Origin of the sequence: Candidatus Methanoperedens sp. BLZ2, from assembly GCF_002487355.1 — an archaeon.
Lineage (GTDB): Archaea > Halobacteriota > Methanosarcinia > Methanosarcinales > Methanoperedenaceae > Methanoperedens.
The window spans coordinates 1-25,348 of sequence record NZ_NTMG01000033.1 but is presented as its reverse complement, the minus strand read 5'-3'; the positions used below and the strand labels follow the sequence as shown (position 1 = coordinate 25,348).

Annotated in this window: 28 protein-coding genes; 18 read left to right on the top strand and 10 right to left on the bottom strand. The window is 40.9% G+C overall.

What is annotated here, in order from left to right:
* Positions 1-136: 136 nt before the first annotated feature.
* From CL181_RS05605 to ilvN, 6 genes are all read left to right on the top strand, one after another.
* On the top strand, positions 137-1,186 hold the full coding sequence (locus tag CL181_RS05605; protein ID WP_097298282.1) for a M42 family metallopeptidase: 1,050 nt from the start codon (positions 137-139) through the stop codon (positions 1,184-1,186).
* Positions 1,187-1,242: 56 nt separating this feature from the next.
* On the top strand, positions 1,243-1,422 hold the full coding sequence (locus CL181_RS05600; protein ID WP_097298280.1) for a hypothetical protein: 180 nt from the start codon (positions 1,243-1,245) through the stop codon (positions 1,420-1,422).
* A gap of 96 nt (positions 1,423-1,518) precedes the next feature.
* Positions 1,519-2,667: an RNA-binding domain-containing protein gene (locus CL181_RS05595; protein WP_217993097.1), complete on the top strand. Its 1,149-nt coding sequence runs from the start codon at positions 1,519-1,521 to the stop codon at positions 2,665-2,667.
* A gap of 123 nt (positions 2,668-2,790) precedes the next feature.
* Positions 2,791-4,266 carry a (R)-citramalate synthase gene (locus tag CL181_RS05590; protein ID WP_176505084.1) on the top strand — a complete coding sequence of 492 codons (1,476 nt, stop codon included), beginning with the start codon at positions 2,791-2,793 and terminating at the stop codon, positions 4,264-4,266.
* A 50-nt stretch (positions 4,267-4,316) separates the two neighbouring features.
* Positions 4,317-5,996: an acetolactate synthase large subunit gene (locus tag CL181_RS05585; protein WP_097298276.1), complete on the top strand. Its 1,680-nt coding sequence runs from the start codon at positions 4,317-4,319 to the stop codon at positions 5,994-5,996.
* A gap of 5 nt (positions 5,997-6,001) precedes the next feature.
* Entirely contained in the window at positions 6,002-6,502 is a 501-nt protein-coding gene (gene ilvN, locus CL181_RS05580; protein ID WP_097298275.1) for an acetolactate synthase small subunit, read from the top strand.
* Between the two features lie 34 nt (positions 6,503-6,536).
* Here ilvN and CL181_RS05575 read toward each other — a convergent pair whose 3' ends face one another.
* Positions 6,537-7,121, bottom strand: a complete 585-nt coding sequence (locus CL181_RS05575; RefSeq protein WP_097298273.1) for a stage II sporulation protein M — start codon at positions 7,119-7,121, stop codon at positions 6,537-6,539.
* A gap of 1 nt (position 7,122) precedes the next feature.
* On the bottom strand, positions 7,123-7,983 hold the full coding sequence (locus CL181_RS05570) for a DUF63 family protein (protein WP_097298272.1): 861 nt from the start codon (positions 7,981-7,983) through the stop codon (positions 7,123-7,125).
* 11 nt (positions 7,984-7,994) lie between these two features.
* On the opposite strand from CL181_RS05570, the gene CL181_RS05565 reads away from it, so the two are divergent.
* The 4 genes from CL181_RS05565 (at position 7,995) to CL181_RS05550 (ending at position 10,571) form a co-directional block, all read left to right on the top strand.
* On the top strand, positions 7,995-9,068 hold the full coding sequence (locus CL181_RS05565; RefSeq protein ID WP_217993096.1) for an NAD(P)-dependent glycerol-1-phosphate dehydrogenase: 1,074 nt from the start codon (positions 7,995-7,997) through the stop codon (positions 9,066-9,068).
* A gap of 142 nt (positions 9,069-9,210) precedes the next feature.
* On the top strand, positions 9,211-9,660 hold the full coding sequence (locus CL181_RS05560) for a UPF0179 family protein (protein WP_097298269.1): 450 nt from the start codon (positions 9,211-9,213) through the stop codon (positions 9,658-9,660).
* Between the two features lies 1 nt (position 9,661).
* The gene (locus CL181_RS05555) at positions 9,662-9,901 is read left to right on the top strand and encodes a hypothetical protein (protein ID WP_097298267.1); all 240 of its coding nucleotides are present in this window, start codon (positions 9,662-9,664) and stop codon (positions 9,899-9,901) included.
* A gap of 49 nt (positions 9,902-9,950) precedes the next feature.
* Entirely contained in the window at positions 9,951-10,571 is a 621-nt protein-coding gene (locus CL181_RS05550; RefSeq protein ID WP_097298266.1) for an RNA 2'-phosphotransferase, read from the top strand.
* Here the strand turns inward: CL181_RS05550 and rtcA are convergent.
* The 7 genes from rtcA to CL181_RS05515 form a co-directional block, all read right to left on the bottom strand.
* Entirely contained in the window at positions 10,568-11,563 is a 996-nt protein-coding gene (gene rtcA, locus CL181_RS05545) for an RNA 3'-terminal phosphate cyclase (protein WP_097298263.1), read from the bottom strand. The genes CL181_RS05550 and rtcA overlap by 4 nt on opposite strands.
* Before the next feature lie 407 nt (positions 11,564-11,970).
* Positions 11,971-12,582 (bottom strand): precorrin-8X methylmutase, encoded by a 612-nt coding sequence (locus CL181_RS05540; RefSeq protein ID WP_097298261.1) that lies wholly within the window; start codon positions 12,580-12,582, stop codon positions 11,971-11,973.
* Complete coding sequence (cobJ, locus tag CL181_RS05535) at positions 12,572-13,339, bottom strand: precorrin-3B C(17)-methyltransferase (protein WP_097298260.1); 768 nt, start codon at positions 13,337-13,339, stop codon at positions 12,572-12,574. Before cobJ ends, CL181_RS05540 begins: the two co-directional genes overlap by 11 nt.
* Positions 13,308-14,216, bottom strand: a complete 909-nt coding sequence (gene cbiG / locus CL181_RS05530) for a cobalt-precorrin 5A hydrolase (protein ID WP_097298258.1) — start codon at positions 14,214-14,216, stop codon at positions 13,308-13,310. The genes cobJ and cbiG overlap by 32 nt, the downstream gene beginning before the upstream one ends.
* Entirely contained in the window at positions 14,170-15,495 is a 1,326-nt protein-coding gene (locus CL181_RS21405; protein WP_097298257.1) for a cobalt-factor II C(20)-methyltransferase, read from the bottom strand. Before CL181_RS21405 ends, cbiG begins: the two co-directional genes overlap by 47 nt.
* Complete coding sequence (gene cbiT, locus CL181_RS05520) at positions 15,495-16,022, bottom strand: precorrin-6Y C5,15-methyltransferase (decarboxylating) subunit CbiT (protein WP_097298256.1); 528 nt, start codon at positions 16,020-16,022, stop codon at positions 15,495-15,497. Before cbiT ends, CL181_RS21405 begins: the two co-directional genes overlap by 1 nt.
* A 430-nt stretch (positions 16,023-16,452) precedes the next feature.
* Positions 16,453-16,929: a hypothetical protein gene (locus CL181_RS05515; RefSeq protein ID WP_097298255.1), complete on the bottom strand. Its 477-nt coding sequence runs from the start codon at positions 16,927-16,929 to the stop codon at positions 16,453-16,455.
* 436 nt (positions 16,930-17,365) lie between these two features.
* Here CL181_RS05515 and CL181_RS05510 point away from each other — a divergent pair, with 436 nt between their 5' ends.
* From CL181_RS05510 to nifU, 8 genes are all read left to right on the top strand, one after another.
* Complete coding sequence (locus tag CL181_RS05510; RefSeq protein ID WP_097298253.1) at positions 17,366-17,854, top strand: hypothetical protein; 489 nt, start codon at positions 17,366-17,368, stop codon at positions 17,852-17,854.
* 126 nt (positions 17,855-17,980) lie between these two features.
* Complete coding sequence (locus tag CL181_RS21070; RefSeq protein ID WP_255251437.1) at positions 17,981-18,115, top strand: hypothetical protein; 135 nt, start codon at positions 17,981-17,983, stop codon at positions 18,113-18,115.
* Between the two features lie 108 nt (positions 18,116-18,223).
* A complete protein-coding gene (locus tag CL181_RS05505) occupies positions 18,224-19,531 on the top strand; it encodes a TrpB-like pyridoxal phosphate-dependent enzyme (protein WP_097298251.1) in 1,308 nt (435 codons plus the stop codon).
* Positions 19,528-20,778 carry a hypothetical protein gene (locus CL181_RS05500; protein WP_097298249.1) on the top strand — a complete coding sequence of 417 codons (1,251 nt, stop codon included), beginning with the start codon at positions 19,528-19,530 and terminating at the stop codon, positions 20,776-20,778. The genes CL181_RS05505 and CL181_RS05500 overlap by 4 nt, the downstream gene beginning before the upstream one ends.
* Positions 20,779-20,878: 100 nt before the next feature.
* A complete protein-coding gene (locus tag CL181_RS05495; protein ID WP_097298248.1) occupies positions 20,879-21,238 on the top strand; it encodes a DsrE family protein in 360 nt (119 codons plus the stop codon).
* A gap of 9 nt (positions 21,239-21,247) precedes the next feature.
* The gene (locus tag CL181_RS20145; protein ID WP_176505078.1) at positions 21,248-21,409 is read left to right on the top strand and encodes a hypothetical protein; all 162 of its coding nucleotides are present in this window, start codon (positions 21,248-21,250) and stop codon (positions 21,407-21,409) included.
* Between the two features lie 44 nt (positions 21,410-21,453).
* Positions 21,454-22,617, top strand: a complete 1,164-nt coding sequence (locus CL181_RS05490; RefSeq protein ID WP_097298245.1) for a cysteine desulfurase family protein — start codon at positions 21,454-21,456, stop codon at positions 22,615-22,617.
* A 2-nt stretch (positions 22,618-22,619) separates the two neighbouring features.
* Positions 22,620-23,954 (top strand): Fe-S cluster assembly scaffold protein NifU, encoded by a 1,335-nt coding sequence (nifU, locus tag CL181_RS05485; RefSeq protein ID WP_097298243.1) that lies wholly within the window; start codon positions 22,620-22,622, stop codon positions 23,952-23,954.
* Between the two features lie 158 nt (positions 23,955-24,112).
* Here the strand turns inward: nifU and CL181_RS05480 are convergent, their stop codons facing one another.
* Positions 24,113-25,195 carry a PAS domain S-box protein gene (locus CL181_RS05480; protein WP_097298241.1) on the bottom strand — a complete coding sequence of 361 codons (1,083 nt, stop codon included), beginning with the start codon at positions 25,193-25,195 and terminating at the stop codon, positions 24,113-24,115.
* Between the last annotated feature and the right edge of the window lie 153 nt (positions 25,196-25,348).

Here is a 25,348-nt window from a genome sequence, read left to right as displayed (position 1 = left end):
ATTCTCCACTACATACTATTTGAAGTAAATGGTTTTGTGTTGCACACTGGCCTAAATACCAGGACGAATTGAAACGTTCTCGTTTTTCCCAATAATTTAATTACATCAGCATACAATTAGAACCGGAGTGAAATTTATGTTTGATAGAAAAGCGCTTTTAGAGAGATTATCAAATGCACACGGTGTTTCAGGGTATGAAGGAAATATAAGGCAGATCATTGAAGAAGAAGTAAAGCCCTATGTTGATCAAATTTCAATTGATAAGATGGGTAACCTCACTGCTACAAAAAAAGGAAAAAAACCTGTTGTGATGCTTGCCGCTCACATGGATGAGATCGGATTAATGGTAAAATACGTTGATGATAAGGGCTTTGCCCGTTTCACAAAAACCGGAGGATGGTTCGACCAGACCCTTCTTAACCAGAGAATGATCATGCATACGGAGAACGGCCCTGTTTATGGTGTTCTTGGTTCTAAACCCCCGCATATGATAAAAGAAGAGGAGAAGAAAAAAATAATAAAAGCCGATGACATGTTCATTGATGTCGGAGCAACAAGCAAAGAAGATGCGGATAAAATAGGTGTGAAAACCGGAACCCCTGTCACTTCTGATATTGATTTTAAATCCCTGGGAAATGACTTTGTCACCGGAAAGGCTTTTGATAACAGGGCAGGCTGTGTGATGCTGATCGAAGCGCTTAGCATGATGAAAGATGTCAAAGCCACAGTCCATGCAGTATTTACAGTACAGGAAGAAGTAGGATTAAAAGGAGCAAAAACATCTGCTTTCAGACTGAACCCTGATGTTGCTCTTGCTACGGATGTCACTATAACCGGAGACCATCCCGGAATTGATAAAAAAGATTCTTCTATCGAGATGGGAAAAGGCCCTTCTGTAACTGTAAGTGATGCTGACGGACGCGGGATAATCGTTCCTGAATCTGTGTTAAAATGGCTAAAGGAGGCTGCCGGGGCAAACAGCATCCCATACCAGCTCGAAGTGGGAAGCGGCGGCACTACTGATGCAACAGCGATACACCTTACAAAGGAAGGAATACCCACAGGCGTTATCAGCATCCCAACACGTTATATCCATACTCCGGTATCGGTAATGAGCATGGCAGACCTTGAAAAGAGCGCAGAATTGATCGCAAGAGCGGTTGAAATCGTGGATAAGTTTTTCTGAATAAAGCCGAAGATTTTTGATATTAACATAAATAATAAACAAAGAAGGATAAATATATGAAGAATGTTGAAATGTCGGTAGAAGGGAACATCTTAACGATAAAGGTAGATTTAACGAAGGATTTCGGACCATCAACATCAGGAAAAACAATTATCATCGCTTCAAGCGAAGGCAACCAGTCCATACCTGGCAAAGAAAACGTGAAAATAGGATTGAATGTGTATAAGAAGAAATAAGCAGATAAGGCGCCCAGAATTGAGTTTCTGGGGGAGCATTCAGGTCTTTGCACATCATTGAGGCAATGATTAAACTCTAAAAGGAGATTAATGATTATGCAACCGGCGGAATTACTGGAAATTATTGAAAAAGGTGAGGACAGCAGGACGCAGTTTAAAAAAGATATTACAAACGCAGTCCAGCTTGCACAGGAGATGGTCGCTTTTTCAAATACGAGAGGCAGTTTTATCATAGTCGGAGTTGATGATTATGGAAATATTGCAGGTCTTGAAAGCAGTGAAATTCGCAGACTGAACCAGTTGATCTCAAATAGTGCAAATGAGAATGTGAAACCTCCCATTACACCATTCAGCGAAATAATTAAAATAGGAGAAAGAAAACTACTTGTCATAGAGATAAAAGAAGGAGTAAACAAACCGTACTGTACAAGCGAAGGTATCTATTTTGCCAAGGTGGGAGCTGACAAACGGAAAATTTCACAGGAAGAACTGCTACGGCTTTTTCAGGAATCAGGGAAAATATATGCAGATGAAACCATTGTATATGGCTCATCTATAAAAGATATTGATAAAGAGCTTTTATATTCTTTCTATGAGAAACAATATGGGGAAAGCATAGAAGCGACAGGAATACCGCTTGATAAAATACTCGAAAACCTGAACCTTGCAAAGAATTCTATACTCAATCAGGCGGGATTGATGCTTTTTGGAAAAAACCCCCAAAAATATAGGCCAGAATTCTTGATAAAAGCGGTCTCTTTTTTCGGAAATGATTTAGGTGGCACTCAATACCGGGACAGTGAGGACATTGATAGCAATCTTCCAAAACAATACAGGAACGCAATGGCATTTCTGCTGCGGAATCTAAGGAAAATCCAAAAAGGAAAGGATTTCAATGTACCTGGGGTCCTTGAGGTTTCAGAAATCGCCTTGCAGGAGATCCTGGTTAATGCCCTGATTCACAGGGATTATTTTATTAATGCCACTATTCGCATATTGATATTCGATAATCGTATAGAGATTGATAGTCCTGGAAAATTGCCCAACAATATGACAATCGAAAATATAAAACATGGGATATCATGCATGCGAAACCGGATATTAGCATCATTTGCTTCAAAAATGCTGCCCTACCGTGGCCTTGGCACTGGCATAGTCAGAGCCCTGAGAGATGATCCTGCTATTGAATTTATTAACGATACTAAAGCTGAGCGATTTAAGGTAATAATTCATAGGCCCGAATAAATACTAATGCAGATATTATGGCTTTACATAAAGAGTAACAGAAAAAGTAATATACAACTCAAGACCGTTATACTGGATTCACAATCAATAAAATAATAGAAGGGATTTCCTTTATTTAAAAATATAAAAATACTCGATACCACCCTCAGGGATGGAGAACAGACACCTGGAGTTTCACTCACAACAGAGAACAAGCTATTGATCGCAAGGAAGATAGACAGCCTTGGGGTTGATATTCTGGAAGCAGGTTCTGCTATCACTTCTGAGGGTGAGCGCGCTTCGATAAAAGAAATAGCAGCGGCAGGGTTAAATGCCGAGATATGCAGCTACTGCCGTATTAAGAAAGAAGATATTGATGCAGCCCTTGGATGTGATGTTGACTCAATCCATCTTGTTGTTCCTGTATCTGACCTTCATATCCAGCAGAAATTGAAAAAAGATAGGGATTCTGTCCGGGAACTGGCTGCGCAAATGACAGAGTACGCAAAATCTCATGGATTAATTGTGGAATTAAGCGGGGAAGATGCATCAAGGGCAGATATTGAATATCTTAAATCCGTTTATAATGCAGGGATCGATGCCGGAGCTGACAGGCTGTGTTTCTGCGATACTGTGGGCATACTTCTTCCTGAAAATACCTATGAGATCTTCACTGACCTGTCCAAGCTTCGTGCTCCTGTAAGCATTCACTGCCACAATGATTTCGGAATGGCTACAGCCAATACTGTTTGCGCTCTGCGTGCAGGCGCAAATGAAGCGCATGTTACCATAAATGGTATCGGAGAACGCGCCGGGAACACCTCGCTTGAAGAAGTGGTCATGGTTCTTTATTCACTATATAAATATAAAACATCAATCGATATAAAAGGTTTATACACGACATCGCGTCTTGTGAGCAGGTTAAGCGGCATTCCTGTTGCCCCCAATAAATCAATAGTAGGTGGGAATGCGTTCACTCATGAAGCAGGCATCCATGTTCATGGGCTCCTGGCAAATACCGCTACATACGAACCAATAACACCTGAACTTGTGGGGCGTGAGCGAAAGATCGTACTCGGAAAACATGCAGGCAGAAGTTCAGTAGTTCTTGCATTAAAAGAACTGGGGCTGGATGCAAGTGAAAAGCAGATCGATGATATCGTTATCCGGATGAAAGAACTTGGAGATAAAGGAAAACGGGTCACGGATGCAGATCTCCAGACAATAGCTGAAACAGTTCTTGGAATATACCAGGAAGCAAAGATCAAGCTTGAAGAACTTACGGTCGTAGCAGGAAATACTGTAATGCCTACTGCTTCTGTCAGGTTGAAAGTCAACGGGAATCATGTCGTTGAAGCAGGCGTGGGAACAGGACCTGTGGATGCTGCAATAAATGCATTGAAAAAAGCCCTTTCAGGGGTAGCGGATATACATCTTGATGAATACCATGTTGATGCCATCACCGGCGGAACCGATGCCCTGGTTGAAGTCTGGATAAAACTCAGCAAAGGCGGAAAAACAATAACCGCAAGAGGAGCAAGGACAGACATCATAATGGCATCAGTTGAGGCAGTTCTTGAGGGCATAAACAGGCTAATACAACAGGAAAATAATAGGTAGATTTTAGAAATATTTATACAATATCAGTCAGTGTTAAAGGTAGATAAAAAATGACAAAACAGAAAATGTCTGGTGCGCGTGCAGTAATTGAATCGCTCCACTGCGAAAATGTTGAAGTTATCTTTGGATATCCGGGAGGACAGGTTCTTCCGCTTTACGATGAATTATACGATGCAGATGTAAGGCATATTCTTGTAAGACATGAGCAGGCTGCCGCTCATGCTGCTGACGGCTATGCAAGAGCTACTGGTAAAGCGGGTGTATGTCTTGCCACCTCAGGACCCGGGGCTACAAACCTTGTAACAGGTATTGCAACTGCATATATGGATTCCGTACCCATGATAGCAATCACGGGCCAGGTACCAAGGCCGCTTATAGGTTATGACGCATTCCAGGAAGCCAACATCACAGGCATAACACTTCCGATCACAAAACACAATTATTTAGTCCAGGATGCAAAAGACATACCCAGGATTTTCAAGGAAGCGTTCTATATTGCCCAGACAGGCCGGCCCGGACCAGTTCTGATCGATATACCCAAGGATACTCAAATAGAGGTAATAGACTTTGAATATCCGCAGGAAGTAAAATTGCGCGGGTATAAACCAACGTATGCAGGAAATGAACAGCAGATAAAAAAGGCTGCGTCTTTGATCGTAAAAGCTGAAAAGCCTATATTCTATGTAGGCGGAGGTATTATTTTCTCAAAGGCGGCTGAAGAATTGAGAACCCTTGCTGAAACCATACTTGCTCCTGTTACCACAACCCTTATGGGAATGAGCGCTTTTCCCACAGCTCATCCGTTGTCTGTTGGAATGCTGGGGATGCATGGTACAAGGTATGCAAATTATGCTGTCCAGGAATCTGACCTGATAATCGCAGTTGGAGTACGCTTTGATGACAGGGTGACAGGTAAGATATCCGCATTTGCGCCCAATGCAAAGATAATTCATATTGATATCGACCCGGCTGAGATAAGTAAGAATGTTCGCGTAGATATCCCTATAGTCGGGGATGCTAAGAATGTTCTGAAAAGCCTTACAAAATATATAAAAATTGAACAGGCAAAGACGGATGGGTGGATCAAGAAGATAGAAGCATGGAAAAAAGAATATCCTCTAACCTATAAAAAGGATAAATTGCTTCGCCCCCAGTATGTGGTTGAGCAGATAAGCGAGATATGCCCTGACGCGATAATAGTTACTGAAGTCGGACAGAACCAGATGTGGGCAGCGCAATTTTTCAATTATAAGACTCCCGGGACATTCATATCAAGCGGAGGTCTTGGCACTATGGGTTACGGCTTCCCTGCCGCCATAGGCGCAAAGGTTGGAAAACCCGAATCTACGGTTATTGATATCTCCGGTGACGGATCTTTCCAGATGAATTCACAGGAGCTTGCAACAGTTGTCCAGGAGGACATTCCGGTTATCGTTGCAATACTGAACAACGGGTTCCTTGGAATGGTCAGGCAGTGGCAGGAACTGTTCTTTGACAGGCGGTATTCGTCAACATGTGTTGAAAACAGCGTGGATTTCGTGAAACTTGCACAGGCTTATGGGGCTCTTGGATTGCGTGCAACCAGGAAAAGTGAAGTAAAGGATGTTATTGAAGAAGCTGTAGCATCTAAGAGGCCAACAGTTATTGACTTTGTAGTTGAGCGGGAAGAAAATGTATCCCCGATGGTCCCGGCCGGAGCAGCCATCAATGAGATACTGGACCTGGAGTGACAAGAATGAAACATACGCTTGCCATACTTGTGGAAAATAAACCCGGGGTCTTAACAAGGGTCGCTGGATTATTCTCAAGGAGAGGTTTTAATATAGAAAGCCTTGCTGTTGGTGTTACAGAAAACAAGGACATTTCGCGTATTACAATTCTTGTAAGCGGAGATGATAATATCCTTGAACAGGTTGAAAAACAGCTGAATAAGCTTATTGATGTTATCAGGGTAAGTGATATCCCGGCAGATGAATCCGTAAACAGGGAACTTGCACTCATTAAAGTCGGAGTAGATACAACAACCCGCGCTGAAGTAATGCAGATCGTGGATATATTCAGGGCCAAAATCGTTGATGTTGGAATAAAATCGCTTGTTATTGAAGTGACAGGGGATGAGAGCAAGATCAATGCCATGGAGCAATTGCTTCGACAGTTCGGGATAAAAGAAATGGTCAGGACAGGTAAGATCGCGATGAACCGCGGGGCAAAACTTGTCCAGAGTGAAAAAAGATAAAGGCTTACGATGCTGTCAAAAAGTCTGGTGTTATTTATGGCAGGACCATTGAAACAACTAATGGTGTCACAAAAGTCTCGATGACTGCAGCAACGAACAGGAGAGGCATAATTATCTTTATAAATACATGTAAACTCTCAGTTAATTCATATCTCATATCTCTCTTTTCTCCTTTCATGGAAACATACATAGAATATCCAAGGCGAAACCCGAGGCCAGCACTGATCAATACCATGGGAATTTCTATAATACCATGCGGCAAAAGTGCAGCAAGTACAAAAATGATCCCCTGTTCCTTTGACACTTCATTTACGATCAAACCTATTATAATCCCATTTCCTCCTATGAAAATTATAGGGATTATTCCTAAACCTGCGCCAAGAACGATCGAAAATAGGCTTTTAACTGCATTATTCAGGAAAATAAGAAGCACTATTTCGATTGGAGAAAGAGTTTTTATCCAGCCAAAAGAGTTCTTTAATACTTCAAGGTAATTTTCCGATAATCCGAGATTCTTTAAAGATAACAGCAATCCTATAATTAGCGAAAATATAAAAACGCCGGCGACTATTAATATATATTTCCATGACGATCTGATGTATTTTAATTCTCTTTCCATTTTATACCCCCATAAGGATCCTGAGTGTGTTCCTGACAGCTGGTGAAAGCCCGAGCACCAATATTGCAAGCTTTATAATACCAATAAGCTTTTTTTCTTTTTCATCTTCTAATTTGTTATCAAGCATATATAAAACTGGTATGAATACCAGCAATTTAAGCGGGAACATAACCAGGGCAGGATGATCAGTATAATTGCTCGCAATATCAATAAAGAATGTTGGAGCAACATGCTTTTCATAATAATTGAGCCAGTCCATGCCGATAAATGTTGATGACGCATCAAGAAGATGTGTAAAAAGAATTGATATATTGACTCTATCCGTAAGAAGCGTGAAATTGAGCTGGCGGGATATGAAATATACAATTCCTGTCGACGATATGGCTAATATAAATATAACAGCAGCAGGATATGGATTCTCAATACTGCCAACTGCCAGCAGCGCGCTGATATTTAAAAATCCCCATACTGCACCCGTATATCCAAAAAACGTATGGTAATCCCTGATCTTTCCTTTTCGCTCAAGGTAAATTGCGATCGCAAGGATGCTTACAGTCACCGCGAACATAAAAAAATAGATTATAGGCGTTACAAAAAGATACTTCAATGGGGGAGTGAATATTTTTGAATCTTCCAGCACGCGAAGAGCGCAACCTGCAATAATATAGGGCGTTACTGAGATCATGAACCGGCTATCGACCTTCACGTTGAGTTTTTCCAATAACTTTAAGACCCCAAAAAGGCTTATACCAAGCACGATTGCATATGTCAGCGTATCCACAGGATTATAAGAAGTGTCGTTGATTATGCCGCTTAAGTAATACTTATCTATATAATGCCAGACGCTATCTATTATACTCATATTGAATCCTTATGAAAGAAACTAAAGAAAACTACAAGAATAAATGGATGCAGCTGCCCAGGAATGTGGTCGTAGGTCATGGTGTGATCAGTGACACAGGTAAGGTTTGTAAAGACCTTAAACTTAATGGGAGCACGCTGATAGTTGCCGGAGCTACAACGCTCAATACTGCGGGAAAAACAGTTGCAGTCTCGCTTGAAGATTCAGGGTTTAATGTTAATACTACAATAGTCGAAAAACCCACAATTGCTGAGGTACAAAAAGTAGAACGACTTGCCAGCGAGACCAGAGCTTCTTTTTTATTGGGCGTTGGCGGGGGAAAATCCATAGACATTGCCAAGCTTGCTTCCATGCATCTTGATATCCCTTTTGTCAGTGTTCCGACTGCGGCATCCCATGATGGTATCGTCTCATCAAGAGCGTCTATTATCCGGGATAACAAAACCGTTTCCGAATCCGCACAAACCCCTCTTGCGGTCGTTGCGGATACGTCTATTATTGCCCGGGCTCCTTACCGCTTACTTGCATCGGGATGTGCCGACATCATTTCCAACTATACGGCAGTACGTGATTGGGAACTCGCCCACAGGCTTCGGGACGAACCATTCAGTGAATATGCATCCATCATATCAAAGCTGACGGCAAAAATACTTATTGAATCTGCAGAACTGATAAGACCCGGCCTTGAAGAATCAGCATGGACTGTCATGAAAGCGCTTGTGGCAAGCGGTGTAGCTATGAGTATAGCAGGCTCTTCGCGTCCTGCAAGCGGTTCTGAACACAAGTTCAGCCATGCGCTTGATGAACTTGCTCCAAAACCAGCACTTCATGGCGAACAGTGCGGGGTGGGAACTATTATGATGATGTACCTTCACGGCGGGAACTGGCAGGAGATCAGGACATCCCTTAGCACAATCGGAGCACCCACAAATGCTTCCGAACTGGGGATAGAGGAAGAGTATATTATAAAAGCACTCCTTCATGCCCATAATATCCGTCCTGAGAGATACACTATACTTGGCACAGGATTAACCCGGGAAGCAGCAGAAAAAGCAGCAAAAATCACAAAAGTAATCCCACAATAATAATAAAATAATAATAAAATAATAATAAAATAATAATAAAATAATAATAAAATAATAATAAAAACATAATGATCTAATCATGGCTATAATATAATAATTACGATCAAATAATAATATATAACATATAATCAGGTGAAATTTTATGGAAGAATCGGATACAATAATAACATTGATAGGAACAAGGCTTGCAAAAGTAGGTAATGAATTTGTTTTTAAAAGTGCAGCAAAAGAATGCCAACCGTGTAAACTCAATAAAACCTGCCTGAGCCTTAATCCTGGAAGCAAATATAAAATCATAAACATCCGGAATTCGTCAAAGCTTGAGTGTTTCGTGCATGATTCCGGTGTGTCCGCAGTGGAAGTTATAGAAGCTCCTATCAGGATGGCTATTGAATCAAGAAAAGCGATAAAGGGTTCAAGGATAGTTTTTGAGCAGCCTCCATGCAATAACCAGGATTGCGAAAATTATCTCATTTGCCGGCCATCCGGACTGCAGACCGGTGAAAAATTTGTAGTTACTGATGTTGAAAGTGATATCTTGGAACCATGCAGGAAAGGTTATTCAATGAAGATCGTAGAGGTCAGAAGATAGGATGAAAAATAACAATCAGGATAGATGCATTAGCTGCAAAACAGAGCTTTATGGCAGGAAAAGGTATCCGGTCTATTCACAAAGACTGGCAGTGATCGGATACAGGTGCGAGGATTGCCATGAGAAAAGCAAGTCTCCTGCTGCAAAAAAAAGGGAACAGGAGATGAGTGAACTTACAAAAGAAGTTCCTCAACTTGAAAATGCCAATATGGACGTAAGAAAAGACCTGAAGAACAGCTAAGGTATTGTTTGGCAAAATATATAACAAAGTGATTCTATACACACTATAAATGATCAAGAAATGCCAGAATCACGGGTTCTTTAGAGGCGAAACTTGCGCATGCGGTGAAGCAGGGACGCTCATGCTTAATGATGAGCAGACCGAACGGCTTGGCCGTTTCATCTCAGGTGCGCTGCGGCATTTCCCGGATGACCTGGGGCTTGCAATGAACCAGCACGGCTGGGTAGGCGTTGATGTACTTGTGGATGCCATGGTAACGCGGTATAAATGGGCAAACAAGGAAAAGCTTTTTTCGATAATCGAATCTGATGAGAAAGGCAGATATGAAATAAAAGGAACGAAGATCAGGGCGCGATATGGTCATTCCGTGGATGTTGACCTTGATTATGATGAAAATCTCCTTCCGGAACTGTATTACGGCGCAAGCAGGGAAGAGGTGGATATACTACTTGAAAAAGGAATAAGATCCATGAGGCAAAGGTATGTTCATCTGAGTACATCAGCGCAAAAAGCAAAAGAAGTAGCAAAGATCCATACGGAAGACCCGGTTTTACTTGTAGTAAACGCACAATTGGCACAGGAAGAAGGAGTGACCATGCTTTCTGCTACCGAGAATATTGTGCTTGCTGATGAGATTCCACCACAGTACCTGAGCGTAATGCAGGATTAAATCCGGACTTTGAATAATCCATTTTCCATTTCTTCTATCTCGAATTTCACAGGCAGGAACTGCTCTGTCACCCAGATATTGGTCTTTGTGTGCATGGAAATTATCCGCGTAGTGAAAGAACCGCCTTTGGCCAGCGCCATATAGGGAATCAACTGGTCTGCGAGGTATTCATCAACGCCCCCACCAGGCCTCAATTCATTGACCAGCGCCTCAGCTGCAATGGAGCCAACTTTTTCTGCTTTCAGACCCGGTTTTCCGAGGATAGAGCTGCCAGCGGTGCCGCACCAAAGGGTAATGCCGCTTCCTGTTGAAGGATGATCGTTAACTTCTATAGATATATTTGATTTGTAGCCCTGTTCATGCAGGAGCTTTTCAGCGCTAGCCGCCTGCCTTTGTGCCACGTGGGATGGAAGACCGGATGAATGGGAGATCCCTTCTATAATAGGACAATTGTTTGTATCAAAATTCGTAATCTTGAGGTTCGATGGATTGATAATGGCGCAGACGCTGCCTCCTCCCCTTGGATAATAACCTCTTTTGATCAAACTGATATCACATTTATATCCCATCTTTCCCAGGGCAGCAAGTGTTACAAATCTCATATAATCGATAGAAGGAGACCACCGGACATCAGTTCCACCCGTAATCTTTATACTGATCGCAACATCCGCATGCATAAGTGCAGGCATAAGGCACTGTAGAAAAAGTGATATGCTGCCTGCTGTACCGATATCAACGTCATAATTTCCACTATTTATCTTTCCGGGTGTGAAACTAATCCTTGTTGATCGGAGGCGGCACCCTGAAACCTGTGCGCCGCATATCCTGGCCAGCTCTTCCACTGCCTTAACATGCTGTGCAGAAAGCCCGGGTTTTGGCCTTTCCTTTCGTATATTTTCTATTTCGACATGCTTTCCCGTAACAGCAGAAAGCGCAACAGCTGTTCTTAATATCTGGCCACCCCCTTCACCATAAGATCCATCAAGTTTCATGAATAGCTATTGTCTGGAGATAATATTGAAGTTTGTATTGAAGTTTGCTAGAAGACATAACAAGAATGACGAGCAGGTTGGGGAGTGGGGGTTAGTAAAAAAATGTTACCCGCTCGTCAATTCCTAATATGCATAAGATATACTTAAAATGTACTATTATGATTTCCATCATGAGTTTAAATTAGTTCAAACATTTGTTTAAAATTAGTCCAGACATTTGCGATAATACTGAAGATTGCTAAAAAATATAACAAGAATGACGAGCAGGTTGGGGAGTGGGGGTTAGTAAAAAAATGTTCCCGCTCGTCAACTTATACTATATGACTAAGATGTATTTTAATCTTTTCCAGGTTTTCTTACCATTGGTATTATGAGCATGTGATTTTTTGAAAATAGTTCAATCGATTTTATCGAAATGCCAGCTCCACAAGTTCATTAACAACAGCCACAGCCACAGGTGTCCCGCCTCTTGTCCCGATGCATGTGATGGATGGCACAACAAGCGTTCTTACAAGTTCCTTCGATTCGGCAGCATTCACAAAACCCACAGGGGTCGCCACAAGAAGTGCAGGGTGAAGACCCTCATCGATCAGCCTGCAAACAGTGAGCACTGCTGAGGGTGCGTTCCCGATAACGATTATTGCGTCATTGAGTTCTTTTCCAAGCGCCACGAAACCAGCGCTTGTTCTTGTTACTCCTGTATCCCTGGCAATATCGGTCTCTACATCAAGGACACACCTGACGTCGCATTTATGCCTCTGCTTTGTAATTCCCACCTGAGCCATCCTGATATCCGTAAATATTGTGGCATCATTCCTGATTGCATCTATTCCTGCATTTACAGGATCATTGTTAAACCTCATGAGTTCTGCAAATGCCAGGTCACCTGTTGCTATAACACAGCGCTGTCGTATCCTGTCCTGCGGTGTATCTCCTTTTATGAAACTTTGCACAATTCCCCAGCTTTTTTCGTTGATCTCTTTTGCTTCCCTTGTTCGCGCGCCAAATTCAATATTCATATTTCCTCTGGTATCCGCGGGGTGTTATTATCCTGTTTTTCCATAATTTTGACTCACTGTTACCGATAAGAACGATCGTACTCATATCGATCATATCATTGTACTCCATTATCCTGCCAAGTGTTGTTGCAAGAACGGTCTCATCAGGACGTGTAGCGCTTTTTACGATCCCTGCAGGTGTATTTTCATTCCTGTATTTCCGGATGATCTCAATAGCCTTTGCAAAATTCTCCTTGCGGTTCCTGCTTTTCGGATTGTATATGGCTATCACAAAGTCAGCTTCTGCCGCGCTGTTCAGGCGGCGCTTGATCATCTCAATGGGAGTAAGGAGGTCACTTAAACTTATTACTGCAAAATCATTCACTAAAGGCGCTCCAAGAAGTGAAGCTGCGGCAGTTATTGCAGTCACACCAGGTATGACCTCAATTTCGATCTCTTCAGTCTTCCGGGCTACCTCCAATACAAGCCCGGCCATCCCGTACACATTTGCATCCCCGCCGCTGATAATTGAAACAATATGGCTTTTTCCGAGTTCTACCGCCTTCCTTGCTCGTTCAACCTCGCCGCCCATTCCGCTTCGTATGATCTTCTGGTCTTTAATGATCAAAGCTATCTGGTCAAGATAAGTGCCATTCCCGATTATGTATTCGGATTCAAGTAGGGCGCTTTCCGCCTTTTTCGTAAGATGCCCGTTTCCACCGGGCCCTATTCCTACTATGTATAATTTACCGTGCGATCGCGATTGTGACATTTCCATAAATCCTCTTTTTTAGTAACAGTTTCTTTTCCTCTGAAAGCGCAAGCGCAGCTGGCTCGCATACCCCGTTCAGTCCCAGGTTTTTTGCTCTGGATGGAGTTGGTGCATGTATGGAATTAATGATATCATGCGAAATGAATCTCATCTCTTTTCCGAATGCTTCTGAAGCATCGATAATTCCTTTTTCATTTTCTTTTATCATTGCAGATGCAAAATAATTCACATCCTCAATCCTTGCATCCAATTCCAGAAGTGCTGCATTTATTGCTTTAATAACTTCCGACTTGCTGACGCCCCGGTTTGCCCCTATTCCCACAACAAGCCCCTTTCTTTTAAGAACACTGACATCATCTTCAACAACTACGATCTTTGGACCTTTGATATCCAGAACCTCAAGCTCACTTTCCAGCAATGCCAGATTGACTTTTTTTGTTGAATCCCTGTTTATTATCCTGCAACCAAGACTATCTGCGATCCCCTCCACAGATTCTTTTCCCATGGCTTGCGTGGCTGTCGTTATTACCGGAATAATGCCCATAACTGCAAGTTTTTTTGCCAGTTCATTCCCGCCATGGTGACCCCCAAGGATGGGAATTGCATAGTTCAGTCCCGAATCTACGACCACAACTGCCGGGTCTTTCCATTTATCGCAAATAAGAGGGGCGATATTTCTTACAGCAATGCCTGATGCCATAATGGCTATTATCGACCTGTATTCCTCAAAAGCAATCATGAAGGCATCTTTTGAGTATTCTATTATATCTCCACCAGTAACATCCTTTATTTTTTTCGCAATATCAATATTTCGTGAAAAAGCGATTATTGCAAGCTCACCCATATAGATGAGACCTCTTGAAATTGTGCGGTGCCAGGACATTCCCGATAATTATCATTGCAGATCTATTGATCCTTTCTGCTTCGACCCTGTCTGCAATATCGCCAACTGTACCAAGTATCACTAATTCATCTTCCCAGGAGGCATGATACACAACAGCAGCGGGTGTTTCCTCAGGATATTCCACTTCTTGCATGATCTTCCTGAGTTTATCAGTCCCAAGATAAATTGCCATCGTGGCATTATGGCGTGACAGTTCCCTGATCGAGTCTTTCTCAAGTGTCGTTCCCGCGGGTCTTGTGATAATAAGCGTCTCTGTAATGCCGTTTATCGTAAGCTGGGTTTTTAGCGCAGCTGCGGCGGCAAACAACGAAGTCACCCCTGGAACAATCTCCACATCTATCCCGCGTTTTTTCAGGCTGTCTATCTGTTCAATGATCGCGCCATATAATGAAGGGTCACCGCTATGCAGCCTGACAACGTTTTTTCCCTCATTCACTTTCTTTGAAAGGACATCAGCGATATCTTCCAGTTTCATTCCGAAGCTATCAAGCTTCTCACCATGCACGTAATTTAAAACAACCGGATTGACAAGCGAACCAGCATACATGACAAAGTCTGCTGATTCCAGAAGTTCGCGTCCCCTGACAGTGATGTATCCGGGATTTCCAGGGCCTGCTCCCACAAAATAAATGATTTTTTTATTATTTACCCTGGTTTTTCCCCGCTTTGCTACCATCAGGCTGAAATAGTCCCCTGTCTGCGGTATCTCACCTGTAACCAGTTCATTTTCCATGAACAGGCGCCGGGCAAAAATAAATTCGTTAAAACCCTCTTCTACCAATGTTTTCTTAACATCTTCAGGATGCTTTGATTTCAGGATTATTTTTGTATTGACAGGTGAACCGTCACTTACCACAAAGGAGCTGTCCATGCTGGTATTTGTGCGGGCTGCCTGGGCTGTTATTGAGCTTACGCCGGGAATCGTTGTAATTTCGATGTCAGGATATTTTTCCTCTATCGTCCTTTTAAGGTGTGAGAATGTTGAAAACACATTCGGATCGCCCAGGACTGCAAATGAGACCATTTTATTTTTTGCCTCAACTGCTACGATCTCTGCATTTTTTTCCCATAATTTTGACAGCTCTTTCTTGTCCTGTATCATGGGAAAATCAAGTATATGGGCTTTAGCGTAGGGCGAAACGAGCTTTTCTGCGAGTTTTCCGGGAACGTATACTTTCCTGCTTTCTTTCAGGGCTTTTATGGCAGCAAGAGTAAGAAGATCCGGATTTCCGGGACCAAGACCAACACCGATCAACATTATGCTCCACCAACTACCAGGAAAATCGGATTTTCAGGTTTGAACATAGTACCTCCTGCAAGCTCATTTCCCCTTGATATTTGTATCTGTAACAATTCCTTAAAAACATTATTTTTTTTCATAATCTCCATGGCAATGGCAACTGTTTCGACCTTAACGGCACTTACAACGAACCGCATTTTCGGCTTTTTCTTTTCGATCAATATTTCCATAACCTGTTTGATATTTTTGCTTCCTCCGATGAACGCACAGTCCATATCAATATCGGGAAGCAGTATAATGGCGTCTCCTTTTAATAATGAGATATTTTTTATGCTGCATTCTTTAATATTTCCTGATGCTGCATTAATAGCATCATCCCTGTTGTCAATTGCAAATACATGTTTTGCTAATCCGGAAGCAGCTATTGAGACAGAGCCGCTGCCGCAACCAATATCCGCAAATACATCGGTGGATTTGATATTAAGCTTTGATAAGGCAATTGCAATTATTTCCGGCTGCGTAGGTGTTCCTGGTGGATAAAGCATATATGATCAACTTAAATAAAGTTGTGTTAAATCAATTTTATTTGATATAAAAATTGCCCTCATTCAATCATGTTAAGTTATAGTCAGATTCCGAATTAATCGCATATTGTAAAAAAAACAAACCGCATATACATAATTGCGCTGTATAGCACACGGATTTGGCGGATTTTCATGGATACCTTTTCCGCGCACATCCGCGCCATCCGTACAATCCGCGTTCCATCACAATATATACCCCACAATCGTTTATCTGCGGCTAATATTTACAAAAAATTAAGAATCTTGCTACAATTGAAGTACTTTCACTTCCCTCACACAATACTTTTATTAAATAAGTATCGGGGGATTGAAATATGTTAAAAATTTGAAAAATAAACTTAATTAAGATCTAAAAAATATATCTATATCTAAATTATAAAATGTAAACTAATTAGCGTGGACATTTTTCATCGTTTTCTTTTATTTTTCTTTCAATTTCTATTTCGGATGTTTCGATAATTGATTCACATATTTGAAAATTTATAAATGATACGACACAAAGAACAATTCCCACAATAAATATAATTGTTCCAATAAGATAAAAAATATATTTGTCATAAAAAGATATTGATATCAATTTGGGAGTTAAAGTGTATCCAGATAATAAGAAAGATATGCCTATACTTAATAAAAGCACACCGATAGTGATAATTTGCATTTTATATGCGAACCTCAACTCAACTATTTTTTGAAGATTTTTTAATGTATATAAATCAAATCCCTTCATTTTTTCTTGAAAGTCGTTTAGACTAGATGTCGGTTTTTTCAAATGTTTGTTAATTAATGCATCTATTATTCCTTTCCAAACGCTCCCCAAAATTGGAACCCTGCTAAATAAACTATCCAATTCAGCTTTAATTAAATCCATAGTCAATTTTTTATATTGTTAAACACCTTTATACTTTTCTATAGGTGGAAAAATAAAAATACTGAGGTTTAATTGAAATATTAGAAATATTTTATTATTCATAAAAATCTCCATGCTTAGGCTTGAAAAGCATCAAATTCATATTTAATTTTCATTTTGCTTATTGATTTTTTAGGCTCACTATGGCTTTACTTTTAAGACATTTGGCATAATCGAGAGCCCATCCAATAAATGGACAGGATAACAGGATTGACGGGATGAATTGCCAGAAATCTATCATGTCAATCCTGTTAATCCTGTCTATTAGCTGGTCATAGCCTTTAAAAATAGCGTGCAACTCAGAAAGTTGGAATTAATGGATGGGCTCGCAATTATCAGAAGATTATAAAACCATACAAAATTACCTATTTATTTAATGAACCCATGCTTGAATATAATGATGTTCTCTCATTTCGGTATGACGATCAACTCCCATGAGATCGTCAATTCCATTACAGACCGGGGCACTCCTGTTTTTCACACACCTGAGATACACATCAAGCCCTTCGTTTGTAGAAAAAGCGTATGCAACCTCGCGGATATAATTGCAGTCTACAAAAAATCTGAAAGATTTTATATTGTAGGAATCGAGATCAAGGAATGGAATGGTGTAGTTAATCCAAAACTTGCCCTTTCATACCTTGAAACATATCGTGACACATGTGAATATTTTTATCTGGCTGCAAAACATTTCTCAAAAGCAATATTTGACATAAAAGATATAGGATTATTTGATCTTAATACCATGATGGTAATTAAGAATCCTGCATATCTTTTTCCCAATCCTGATTTCAGGGCGCACCTGATGAAGCGGATAAAGAAACATTACCAGGTATTAACGGGTGTGGTTGAAGATCCTTTCCAGAGAACGCTTCTTCAATTTTAGATAATCTCAACATAATGATAACAATTATTTTGAGCATAAAATTTCAAGTCATCTATATATGCTGAAAAATACATTTCAATTACTATATAATAGATAGGAATAATTTTTGATAGATAGGTGATTGGAATGTTAGAAACTTCACAAGAGAGAGCTAAATTATTAAAAGCTGGTTTTACCGGCAAGGAAATAGAGAAGCTCTATATTGAAGGGAATAATATCGAAATAATAAAAACTCCTGTTTTGATAGAATTGGCTTTTTAGAAAGATCAAGAAACAACATTATATTTTGTTATATATTTATGAATTGAGATTTTTATTTATATAATCTTAATATACCCCTGCGTAAATAGTAGTTCTGGAGTTATTTCCATGCAAAAAACAAAAATACTTTTAGATGAAAATGATATTCCCAGGAAATGGTATAACATCCTTCCGGATATGCCTACCCCTGTTTCCCCGCCCCTGAACCCAGGAACGAAAGAACCAATAGGTCCGAAAGACCTATCGCCGATATTCCCTATGGAACTGATCAAACAGGAAGTCAGCCAGGATAGATTTATTACGATCCCGGATGAAGTCAGGGATATCTATGCATTATGGCGCCCCGCTCCCCTCTACAGGGCTCATCGTCTTGAAGCAGCGCTAAAAACTCCGGCAAAGATCTTTTATAAGTATGAAGGCGTAAGCCCGGCAGGCAGCCATAAACCCAATACTGCAATAGCCCAGGCATATTATAACATGAAAGAAGGTACAGAAAGACTGGCAACCGAAACCGGAGCAGGACAGTGGGGATGTGCACTCGCGCTTGCAACTACATATTTTGACCTTAAATGCACTGTGTATATGGTAAAAGTAAGTTTTACGCAAAAACCATACCGCAGGTCTCTAATGCACCTATGGGGCGCTGATGTTATCGCGTCTCCAAGCAACCATACAGATTCAGGAAAAAAGATACTGTCTAAAGATCCCGGGTCACCAGGCAGTCTTGGGATCGCAATAAGTGAAGCTATTGAGGATGCTGCAAGCCATGAAGATACGCATTACTCACTTGGAAGCGTTTTGAACCATGTAATGCTTCACCAGACAGTAATAGGCATGGAAGCCAAAGAACAGCTTGCCCGGGTTGAAGAATACCCGGATTATATAATCGGAAGCGTTGGCGGCGGAAGTAATTTTGCAGGCATCAGTTTCCCGTTCCTCAGTGATAAGATATCAGGTAAACATGACGTAAAAGTAATAGGGGTTGAACCTACCGCATGTCCAAGCCTGACAAAAGGAGAATTCAGGTATGACTTCGGAGATACAGCCGGACTTACACCGCTTTTAAAAATGTACACAATGGGACATGAATACATACCTCCATCCATCCACGCAGGAGGACTGCGATACCATGGACTTTCACCGATCGTAAGCCAGTTATATGCCGATAAACTTATAGATGCTGTTGCATATCACCAGAAAGAAGTATTTGAAGCTGCAGTTACGTTCGCAAGAAGTGAAGGTATAGTTCCTGCGCCTGAATCATCACATGCAATTAAATGCGCAATAGATAAGGCGCTCGAATGTAAGAGGAACGGTGAAAAAAAGACGATCCTGTTCAACCTGAGCGGTCACGGGCATTTTGATATGAGTGCATATGATAGTTATTTCAGCGGGAATATGAAGGACTCAAGTTGAAACTGATAGAAAGGCTCTTTGGAAAAAAAGATAATGCCGGAGAATCAATAGCTCAGGATAAGCTTCCGGAATGGCTTGAGTTGATATCCCGGCAAATTTCTGAAAAAATAGAAAAGGAGACATCTTCTTTTTATCCCCTGATTGAAAAAACACTCAGGAAAATAAAAAACAGCACGTCTGAGCTTGAAAACGCAAAGCCTGAAGGAAGATTCCATCTAAAGATGGTCAAGGTCGCCTCAAGCAACAGGGATAACATGGCAAAACAGGTAAGGATGCTTCTTGAGAATATAACCATCCCCGGGGAAAAAGGCGTCAAATCAATAGCGGCTTTTCATGAAAGCACGATCCAGACCCTTGGAGTATGCCTTGAGAATATGATGAAAAGCTATCAATATACAAAACTTGTGTATTTTGAGGAATCAAAAAATGTTATAACTGACGTTAATTCCCTTGGAAGGCTTCTTAATGATCTCATCGAACCCATAAATTCAAGAAAGCAAGTGCTTGATGCCCTCGCCAAAGCTCAGGAACTTGTGCTGGTTATCAGGAAGATCACTCTTGATATCGGGCAAATGGAAAGATCAATAAAAGAAAACGAACAAAAGATCGTTTCATTGAAAAAAGAGATCGAAGAAAAACAAGAAGCACAGAACCTCCTGTATGCAAGTGAATCATGGATACAATATACAAGGTCAAAAGATGAACTGATTTTGCTTGAAAATGATGCTGAAATTAAAATATCTGAAATTAACAGCATCATATCACCACTGAATAAAGTTATCAACAGGCTGAAACAGTTAAGTGATAGTGGCAGACTTGTCCTAAAACCCGAAGACCGGGATGCATTGAATTTATGCTTATCCTGTCCGGTGGATGTTCCCCCCGGGTTCTTTATCGAATTACAGAAAATCGTTGAAGGCGGGGTATTGAATCTTCCAAAAACTGATAAAATCCTTTCACATATTCAACATGCGTCATCGTCTCTTGGAGATAAGAAAACAGAATATTACGCGATCATTAAAGATATCGAACTTAAAAAAGATGAAATATCAAAGATGAAGATAATTAAGGATGAAAAAGATGTGAACGATGTGTTATCCACTTTACGGGATAAGCTTATGGCATCCGAAAAAGAACTTGATACTTCAAGAAAGCAGCTTGATTCACTTAAAATCGAAATTGGATCTAAAAAACGCGAATTGCAGGATCATGTATCTGTGATTGATGGTAAAATGAAGATTACATAAAGTGAAGCTCCCAATCGCAGCACAGCTGCGGGGTATAACAATAAAATAAAAAGCAAAAGTGTATCTATTATAAAACCTAATATCATACCGGGAGATTCAAATGACAAACCTTTTATATGTCCAGACAAGCGGAATCGATACGCCAGAACGCCTTTATTCCCCATTCATCCTTGCACAGACTGCAAAGGCGATGGGAATTGATCCTATAATCTATTTCCTCGGGATGGGAGTTACGGTAGTAAAAAAGGGAAATGCTGAAAAAATAAAGATGGGAGCTTTTCCCACACTTCAAGAAGTAATGGACCAGAGCATAAAAGCAGGTGTTAAACTCATGGTTTGTGAGCAAAGCTGCCAGCTGATAAACCTGACAACAGGTGATTTCATTCCAACAGCTGAGATAGTTGGAGCTGCTACTCTTAATGATCTTGTGCTTGAAGCTGACGGAACTATGTGGTTTTAGGAGATAATTATGAAAATACAATGGAAATGTTCATTATGCGGATACCAGTTCGAAGGCAAAGCCACTCCGCCGGAAAGCTACCCAGGCTGCAAAGAAACATGCTCTTTCATAGATGCGACATGCTATATACCGGAGTGCGAAGGGCCTGAAGGCAGAGACAGGCGTATCTAGGAAAAAAATATAATGGTCAAAAACAGATTAATAAAAGTGACAATATGAAACAAGTTTACATGGATTACGGATCGGCGTCACCCGTAGATGAACGCGTGATGGAAGCCATGATACCGTTTTTTGAAAAAGAGATCGGGAATCCATCATCCCTTCACTCACAGGGACGAAAAGCCAGGAGGGAACTGGAAAACGCACGGATCAGCGTGGCGAAATTGATCGGAGCACCGAACCCAAAGAGCATTATATTCACTTCCGGCGCAACAGAATCCAACAATCTTGCACTGCGCGGCGCAGCTTTACGCTATAAGGATAAAGGAAATCATATAATCACGACTTCGATAGAGCATATGTCAGTGATGAATACCTTAAAAGACCTGCAAAGGAACGGATTTGATGTCACATATCTTCCTGTTGATAAGGACGGACTCCTGAATCCCGAACAGGTAAAGAATGCCATAACAGATAAAACGATCCTGATTTCAATAATGTATGCCAACGGTGAAATTGGAACAATCCAGCCGATAAGGGAAATTGGCCAGATAGCAACTGATGCGAAGGTAATGTTCCATGTTGACGGGACTTCTGCTATTGGAAAAATTCCGGTGGATGTTGAAAATGAACATATCGATTTTTTGACTCTTTCTTCAAATGACCTTGGCGGTCCGAAAGGCACAGGTGCGCTTTATATCAAACAGGGCGTAAGAATTATTCCTTTCATGCTCGGTGGAGGGCAGGAATTCGGGATGAGAAGCGGTTCGGAAAATATTCCGGGTATTGTCGGGATGGGTAAAGCCGCCGGGATCGCACAAAAAGAAATGTCAGAACAAAGCGCAAGAAATATGAAAATGCGGGATAAGCTTATCGATAATATCCTTAAAATGGAATATACCTATCTTACAGGCCACAGGATAAAAAGGCTTCCCAATAATGCAAGTTTCAGGTTCAGCTTCATAGAAGGTGAAAGCATCATATTACAGCTTAATGACCTGGGGATAACAGCAAGCACAGGATCGGCCTGTTCTTCAAAAACTCTTGAGCCATCGCATGTTCTTATCGCATTGGGATTAAGGCATGAGGAAGCTCACGGCTCATTATTGCTAACGCTTGGACGCGGCAACACCGAAGAAGATGTGGATCATGTTATTGAATCAATACCGAAGATCGTTGCAAGATTAAGGGAATTGTCACCGCTTTATACGAGGAAATAATTATGGAAGAACAATTCGAATACTCAGAAAAGGTAATGGATCATTTCAGGAATCCGAGAAACGTGGGGCAGATAAAGGATGCAGATGGCACAGGAAGAGTTGGAAATCCGGTGTGTGGGGACTTAATGGAGATACAGATCAAAGTCGAGAATAATATACTGAAGGATGTGAAATTCAAGACTTTCGGCTGCGGGTCTGCTATCGCAACAAGCAGTATGATTACGGAAATGGCTATCGGAAAAACTCTTGAGGAAGCCCTTAAGATCACACGCGGTGAGGTTGCCGCGGAACTTGGAGGCTTGCCCCTTATCAAGATGCACTGCTCTAACCTTGCAGCAGATGCGCTTCATGCAGCCATCAAGGATTACATGTCTAAAAAAGAGGAGAAGGCAAAGCTTGAAGCTGAAAAATATGATTTTGATGTGATCGTCGTGGGCGGGGGGCCGGGCGGGCTGACAACAGGGATTCTGTGTGCATATCGGGGACTTAAGACAGCGATATTTGAAGCTTCCAGCTGGGGTGGTATCCTGTCATGGTTATGCCCGGACAAGATGATCGAGAACTTCCCCGGACTATGTGAAAAATCAACATGTTCCGACCTTGTCAATAGCTGGATGAATGAAGCAAAGAAACTGAAAGTGGAAATGAAAAAAGAACGTGTGAATGAGATTACGCCAGACAGGAAGGTCATTGCAGAAAGCGGCGAATACAGGGGGAAGATCCTGGTTCTTGCAACCGGCAGTTCTCCTGCGACAGGCGGTATAAAGGGTGAAGACAAATTCAGTAAGGATGAAAAGGGAGTATATTATTATGTCAGGAATCCCCAGAATTTCCAGGGGAAGCGCGTCGTAATAGTAGGCGGCGGGAATTCAGCAGCGGACGCAGCTCTAAGCCTGGCCGATACAGCGGATCTTATCACCATTGCCTGCAGGAGTGATGAATTAAAGGTAGCACCGAATAAGATCGAGCGTCTTAAAGCGATCGATAAAGTCAAGGTACTCTATAATACCGAAGTGGTTGAAATTTCCGGTACTGACAAGGTCGAAAAAGTTATAATGAAAGACCTGAAGGAAGATGAGTTAATCCAGCAGGTTGTGGATTCGGTCGTGCTGGCTGTGGGCCTGATTCCGAACACTGAGATTTTCAAGAAGCTCGGTCTTGAAATGGATGACAGGGGATATCTTAAAACTGATAAAACCCAGAAGACCAATATCGATGGGATTTATGCTGTCGGAGATATCGCTTCTGATCTTGCGCTCGTTGTAGTGGCAGTGGCGAATGGAGCAACTGTGGCTCACAATGCATATGTTGAATTGAGAAAACCATACTGGAAATAACTTCATATTTTCATATTTTTATTAAATTAATATACAAGTTATAGGGTAATGTTTGGGAAAAGAGATTTAAATAGATAAAAAAATCTAAGCTTCTGTAGAAAAAGATGGGCGGGTTGGGGGGCGGTGGTATTTCCTGATGCAAAGAATTCCACTTTGTGTCAAATCTCATTAAACTTGTTTAAATCTTCTTCCATATTTTTTGAAATGAAATATAGATCAGAGTATCCATCATTACCTTTTCCTATTATTCCATTCTTAATTAAAACACCAAGATGGTGCCTGATAGTTTTATAATCCATATTCATAACTGTTGATAATTGATGCGCATTATAAGATCTTTCATTAAGATGTTTCAGGATCAATGCTCTGGTCTTTCCTCCACGCGTACCCTGAATCAGATAGCAAAGAAGCTTCTGTTGTTTATTGGATTTCTTAAGTTCTTGTTTTAATAGTCTATTTTCAGTAATATCCCTGGCTATACCGTGAATTTCAATTGTTTTCTTACCTTCTTTGATTTCCCTGATTTTTATCTCAACCCACCTGTGCTCTCCATTCTTGCGCACGATCTCAAGGATATCTGTCTGATCCACCTTTTCTCCGGAAAGACATTTTTTCCGGCGCTCATTAACGGTTATTATACTTTCTTGTGTGATCCATTTAGAAATATTGGTACCAATTACTTCTTCTTTAACACATCCGAGTGTTTGAAGTCCAATCCTGTTCATTTTCAAAAAATTACCTTCATCATCGACCACGTACATGGCATCCTGGGCGTTTTCAAAGAGATCACGATATTTTTCCTCGGATTCTTTCAGCTTTATCTCCTGTTTTTTATTTTCGGAGATATCATGAACAATGGCAACAACTTTGTTCTTCCCTTTGATCTCTACGAAAGAGCTTGATACATTCAGATATTTTATTTCACCATATCTCGTTTTGATTTTGATCTCATGAAATCCTCCCCTGTCGGTTTGAACACCTTGCCAATGCCCCATTACAAATTCTTTTGCGTCATCAGGGATTATTTTCATGAAATATTGGCCGATAATTTCTTCCTTGCGCCAGCCGATTGTTCTAAAAAAAGAATCGTTTCCGAACTCAAATTTGCCATTTTCATCCACAACAGTTATTCCATACAAAGATGATTCGATTATCGTTCTGAGATATTTTTCAGATAAACTGGATTTCTCTTCTTGTTCCAGCAGCAATTCTTCAAGATTGTTTTTATCAGAATTTTTCATATATTGATCGAAAATGTGTAGACAAATACTCACCAATATAGTTTTTTCATTTTAATGATTCATAAATCCCAATGTTACATATAAGATTTGTGTCTACCACGAGCCCATCCAATAAATCATAATTATAAACCCCTCACTCTAATTTATGAGAAC

Coding starts and splice junctions, on each gene's coding strand:
- CL181_RS05605 (WP_097298282.1), top strand. CDS start 137: ATGTTTGATAGAAAAGCGCTTTTAGAGAGATTATCAAATGCACACGGT.
- CL181_RS05600 (WP_097298280.1), top strand. CDS start 1,243: ATGAAGAATGTTGAAATGTCGGTAGAAGGGAACATCTTAACGATAAAG.
- CL181_RS05595 (WP_217993097.1), top strand. CDS start 1,519: ATGCAACCGGCGGAATTACTGGAAATTATTGAAAAAGGTGAGGACAGC.
- CL181_RS05585 (WP_097298276.1), top strand. CDS start 4,317: ATGACAAAACAGAAAATGTCTGGTGCGCGTGCAGTAATTGAATCGCTC.
- ilvN (WP_097298275.1), top strand. CDS start 6,002: ATGAAACATACGCTTGCCATACTTGTGGAAAATAAACCCGGGGTCTTA.
- CL181_RS05575 (WP_097298273.1), bottom strand. CDS start 7,121: ATGGAAAGAGAATTAAAATACATCAGATCGTCATGGAAATATATATTA.
- CL181_RS05570 (WP_097298272.1), bottom strand. CDS start 7,983: ATGAGTATAATAGATAGCGTCTGGCATTATATAGATAAGTATTACTTA.
- CL181_RS05565 (WP_217993096.1), top strand. CDS start 7,995: ATGAAAGAAACTAAAGAAAACTACAAGAATAAATGGATGCAGCTGCCC.
- CL181_RS05560 (WP_097298269.1), top strand. CDS start 9,211: ATGGAAGAATCGGATACAATAATAACATTGATAGGAACAAGGCTTGCA.
- CL181_RS05555 (WP_097298267.1), top strand. CDS start 9,662: ATGAAAAATAACAATCAGGATAGATGCATTAGCTGCAAAACAGAGCTT.
- CL181_RS05550 (WP_097298266.1), top strand. CDS start 9,951: ATGATCAAGAAATGCCAGAATCACGGGTTCTTTAGAGGCGAAACTTGC.
- rtcA (WP_097298263.1), bottom strand. CDS start 11,563: ATGAAACTTGATGGATCTTATGGTGAAGGGGGTGGCCAGATATTAAGA.
- CL181_RS05540 (WP_097298261.1), bottom strand. CDS start 12,582: ATGAATATTGAATTTGGCGCGCGAACAAGGGAAGCAAAAGAGATCAAC.
- cobJ (WP_097298260.1), bottom strand. CDS start 13,339: ATGGAAATGTCACAATCGCGATCGCACGGTAAATTATACATAGTAGGA.
- cbiG (WP_097298258.1), bottom strand. CDS start 14,216: ATGTCCTGGCACCGCACAATTTCAAGAGGTCTCATCTATATGGGTGAG.
- CL181_RS21405 (WP_097298257.1), bottom strand. CDS start 15,495: ATGTTGATCGGTGTTGGTCTTGGTCCCGGAAATCCGGATCTTCTTACT.
- cbiT (WP_097298256.1), bottom strand. CDS start 16,022: ATGCTTTATCCACCAGGAACACCTACGCAGCCGGAAATAATTGCAATT.
- CL181_RS05515 (WP_097298255.1), bottom strand. CDS start 16,929: ATGGATTTAATTAAAGCTGAATTGGATAGTTTATTTAGCAGGGTTCCA.
- CL181_RS05510 (WP_097298253.1), top strand. CDS start 17,366: ATGATGTTCTCTCATTTCGGTATGACGATCAACTCCCATGAGATCGTC.
- CL181_RS21070 (WP_255251437.1), top strand. CDS start 17,981: ATGTTAGAAACTTCACAAGAGAGAGCTAAATTATTAAAAGCTGGTTTT.
- CL181_RS05505 (WP_097298251.1), top strand. CDS start 18,224: ATGCAAAAAACAAAAATACTTTTAGATGAAAATGATATTCCCAGGAAA.
- CL181_RS05495 (WP_097298248.1), top strand. CDS start 20,879: ATGACAAACCTTTTATATGTCCAGACAAGCGGAATCGATACGCCAGAA.
- CL181_RS20145 (WP_176505078.1), top strand. CDS start 21,248: ATGAAAATACAATGGAAATGTTCATTATGCGGATACCAGTTCGAAGGC.
- CL181_RS05490 (WP_097298245.1), top strand. CDS start 21,454: ATGAAACAAGTTTACATGGATTACGGATCGGCGTCACCCGTAGATGAA.
- nifU (WP_097298243.1), top strand. CDS start 22,620: ATGGAAGAACAATTCGAATACTCAGAAAAGGTAATGGATCATTTCAGG.
- CL181_RS05480 (WP_097298241.1), bottom strand. CDS start 25,195: ATGAAAAATTCTGATAAAAACAATCTTGAAGAATTGCTGCTGGAACAA.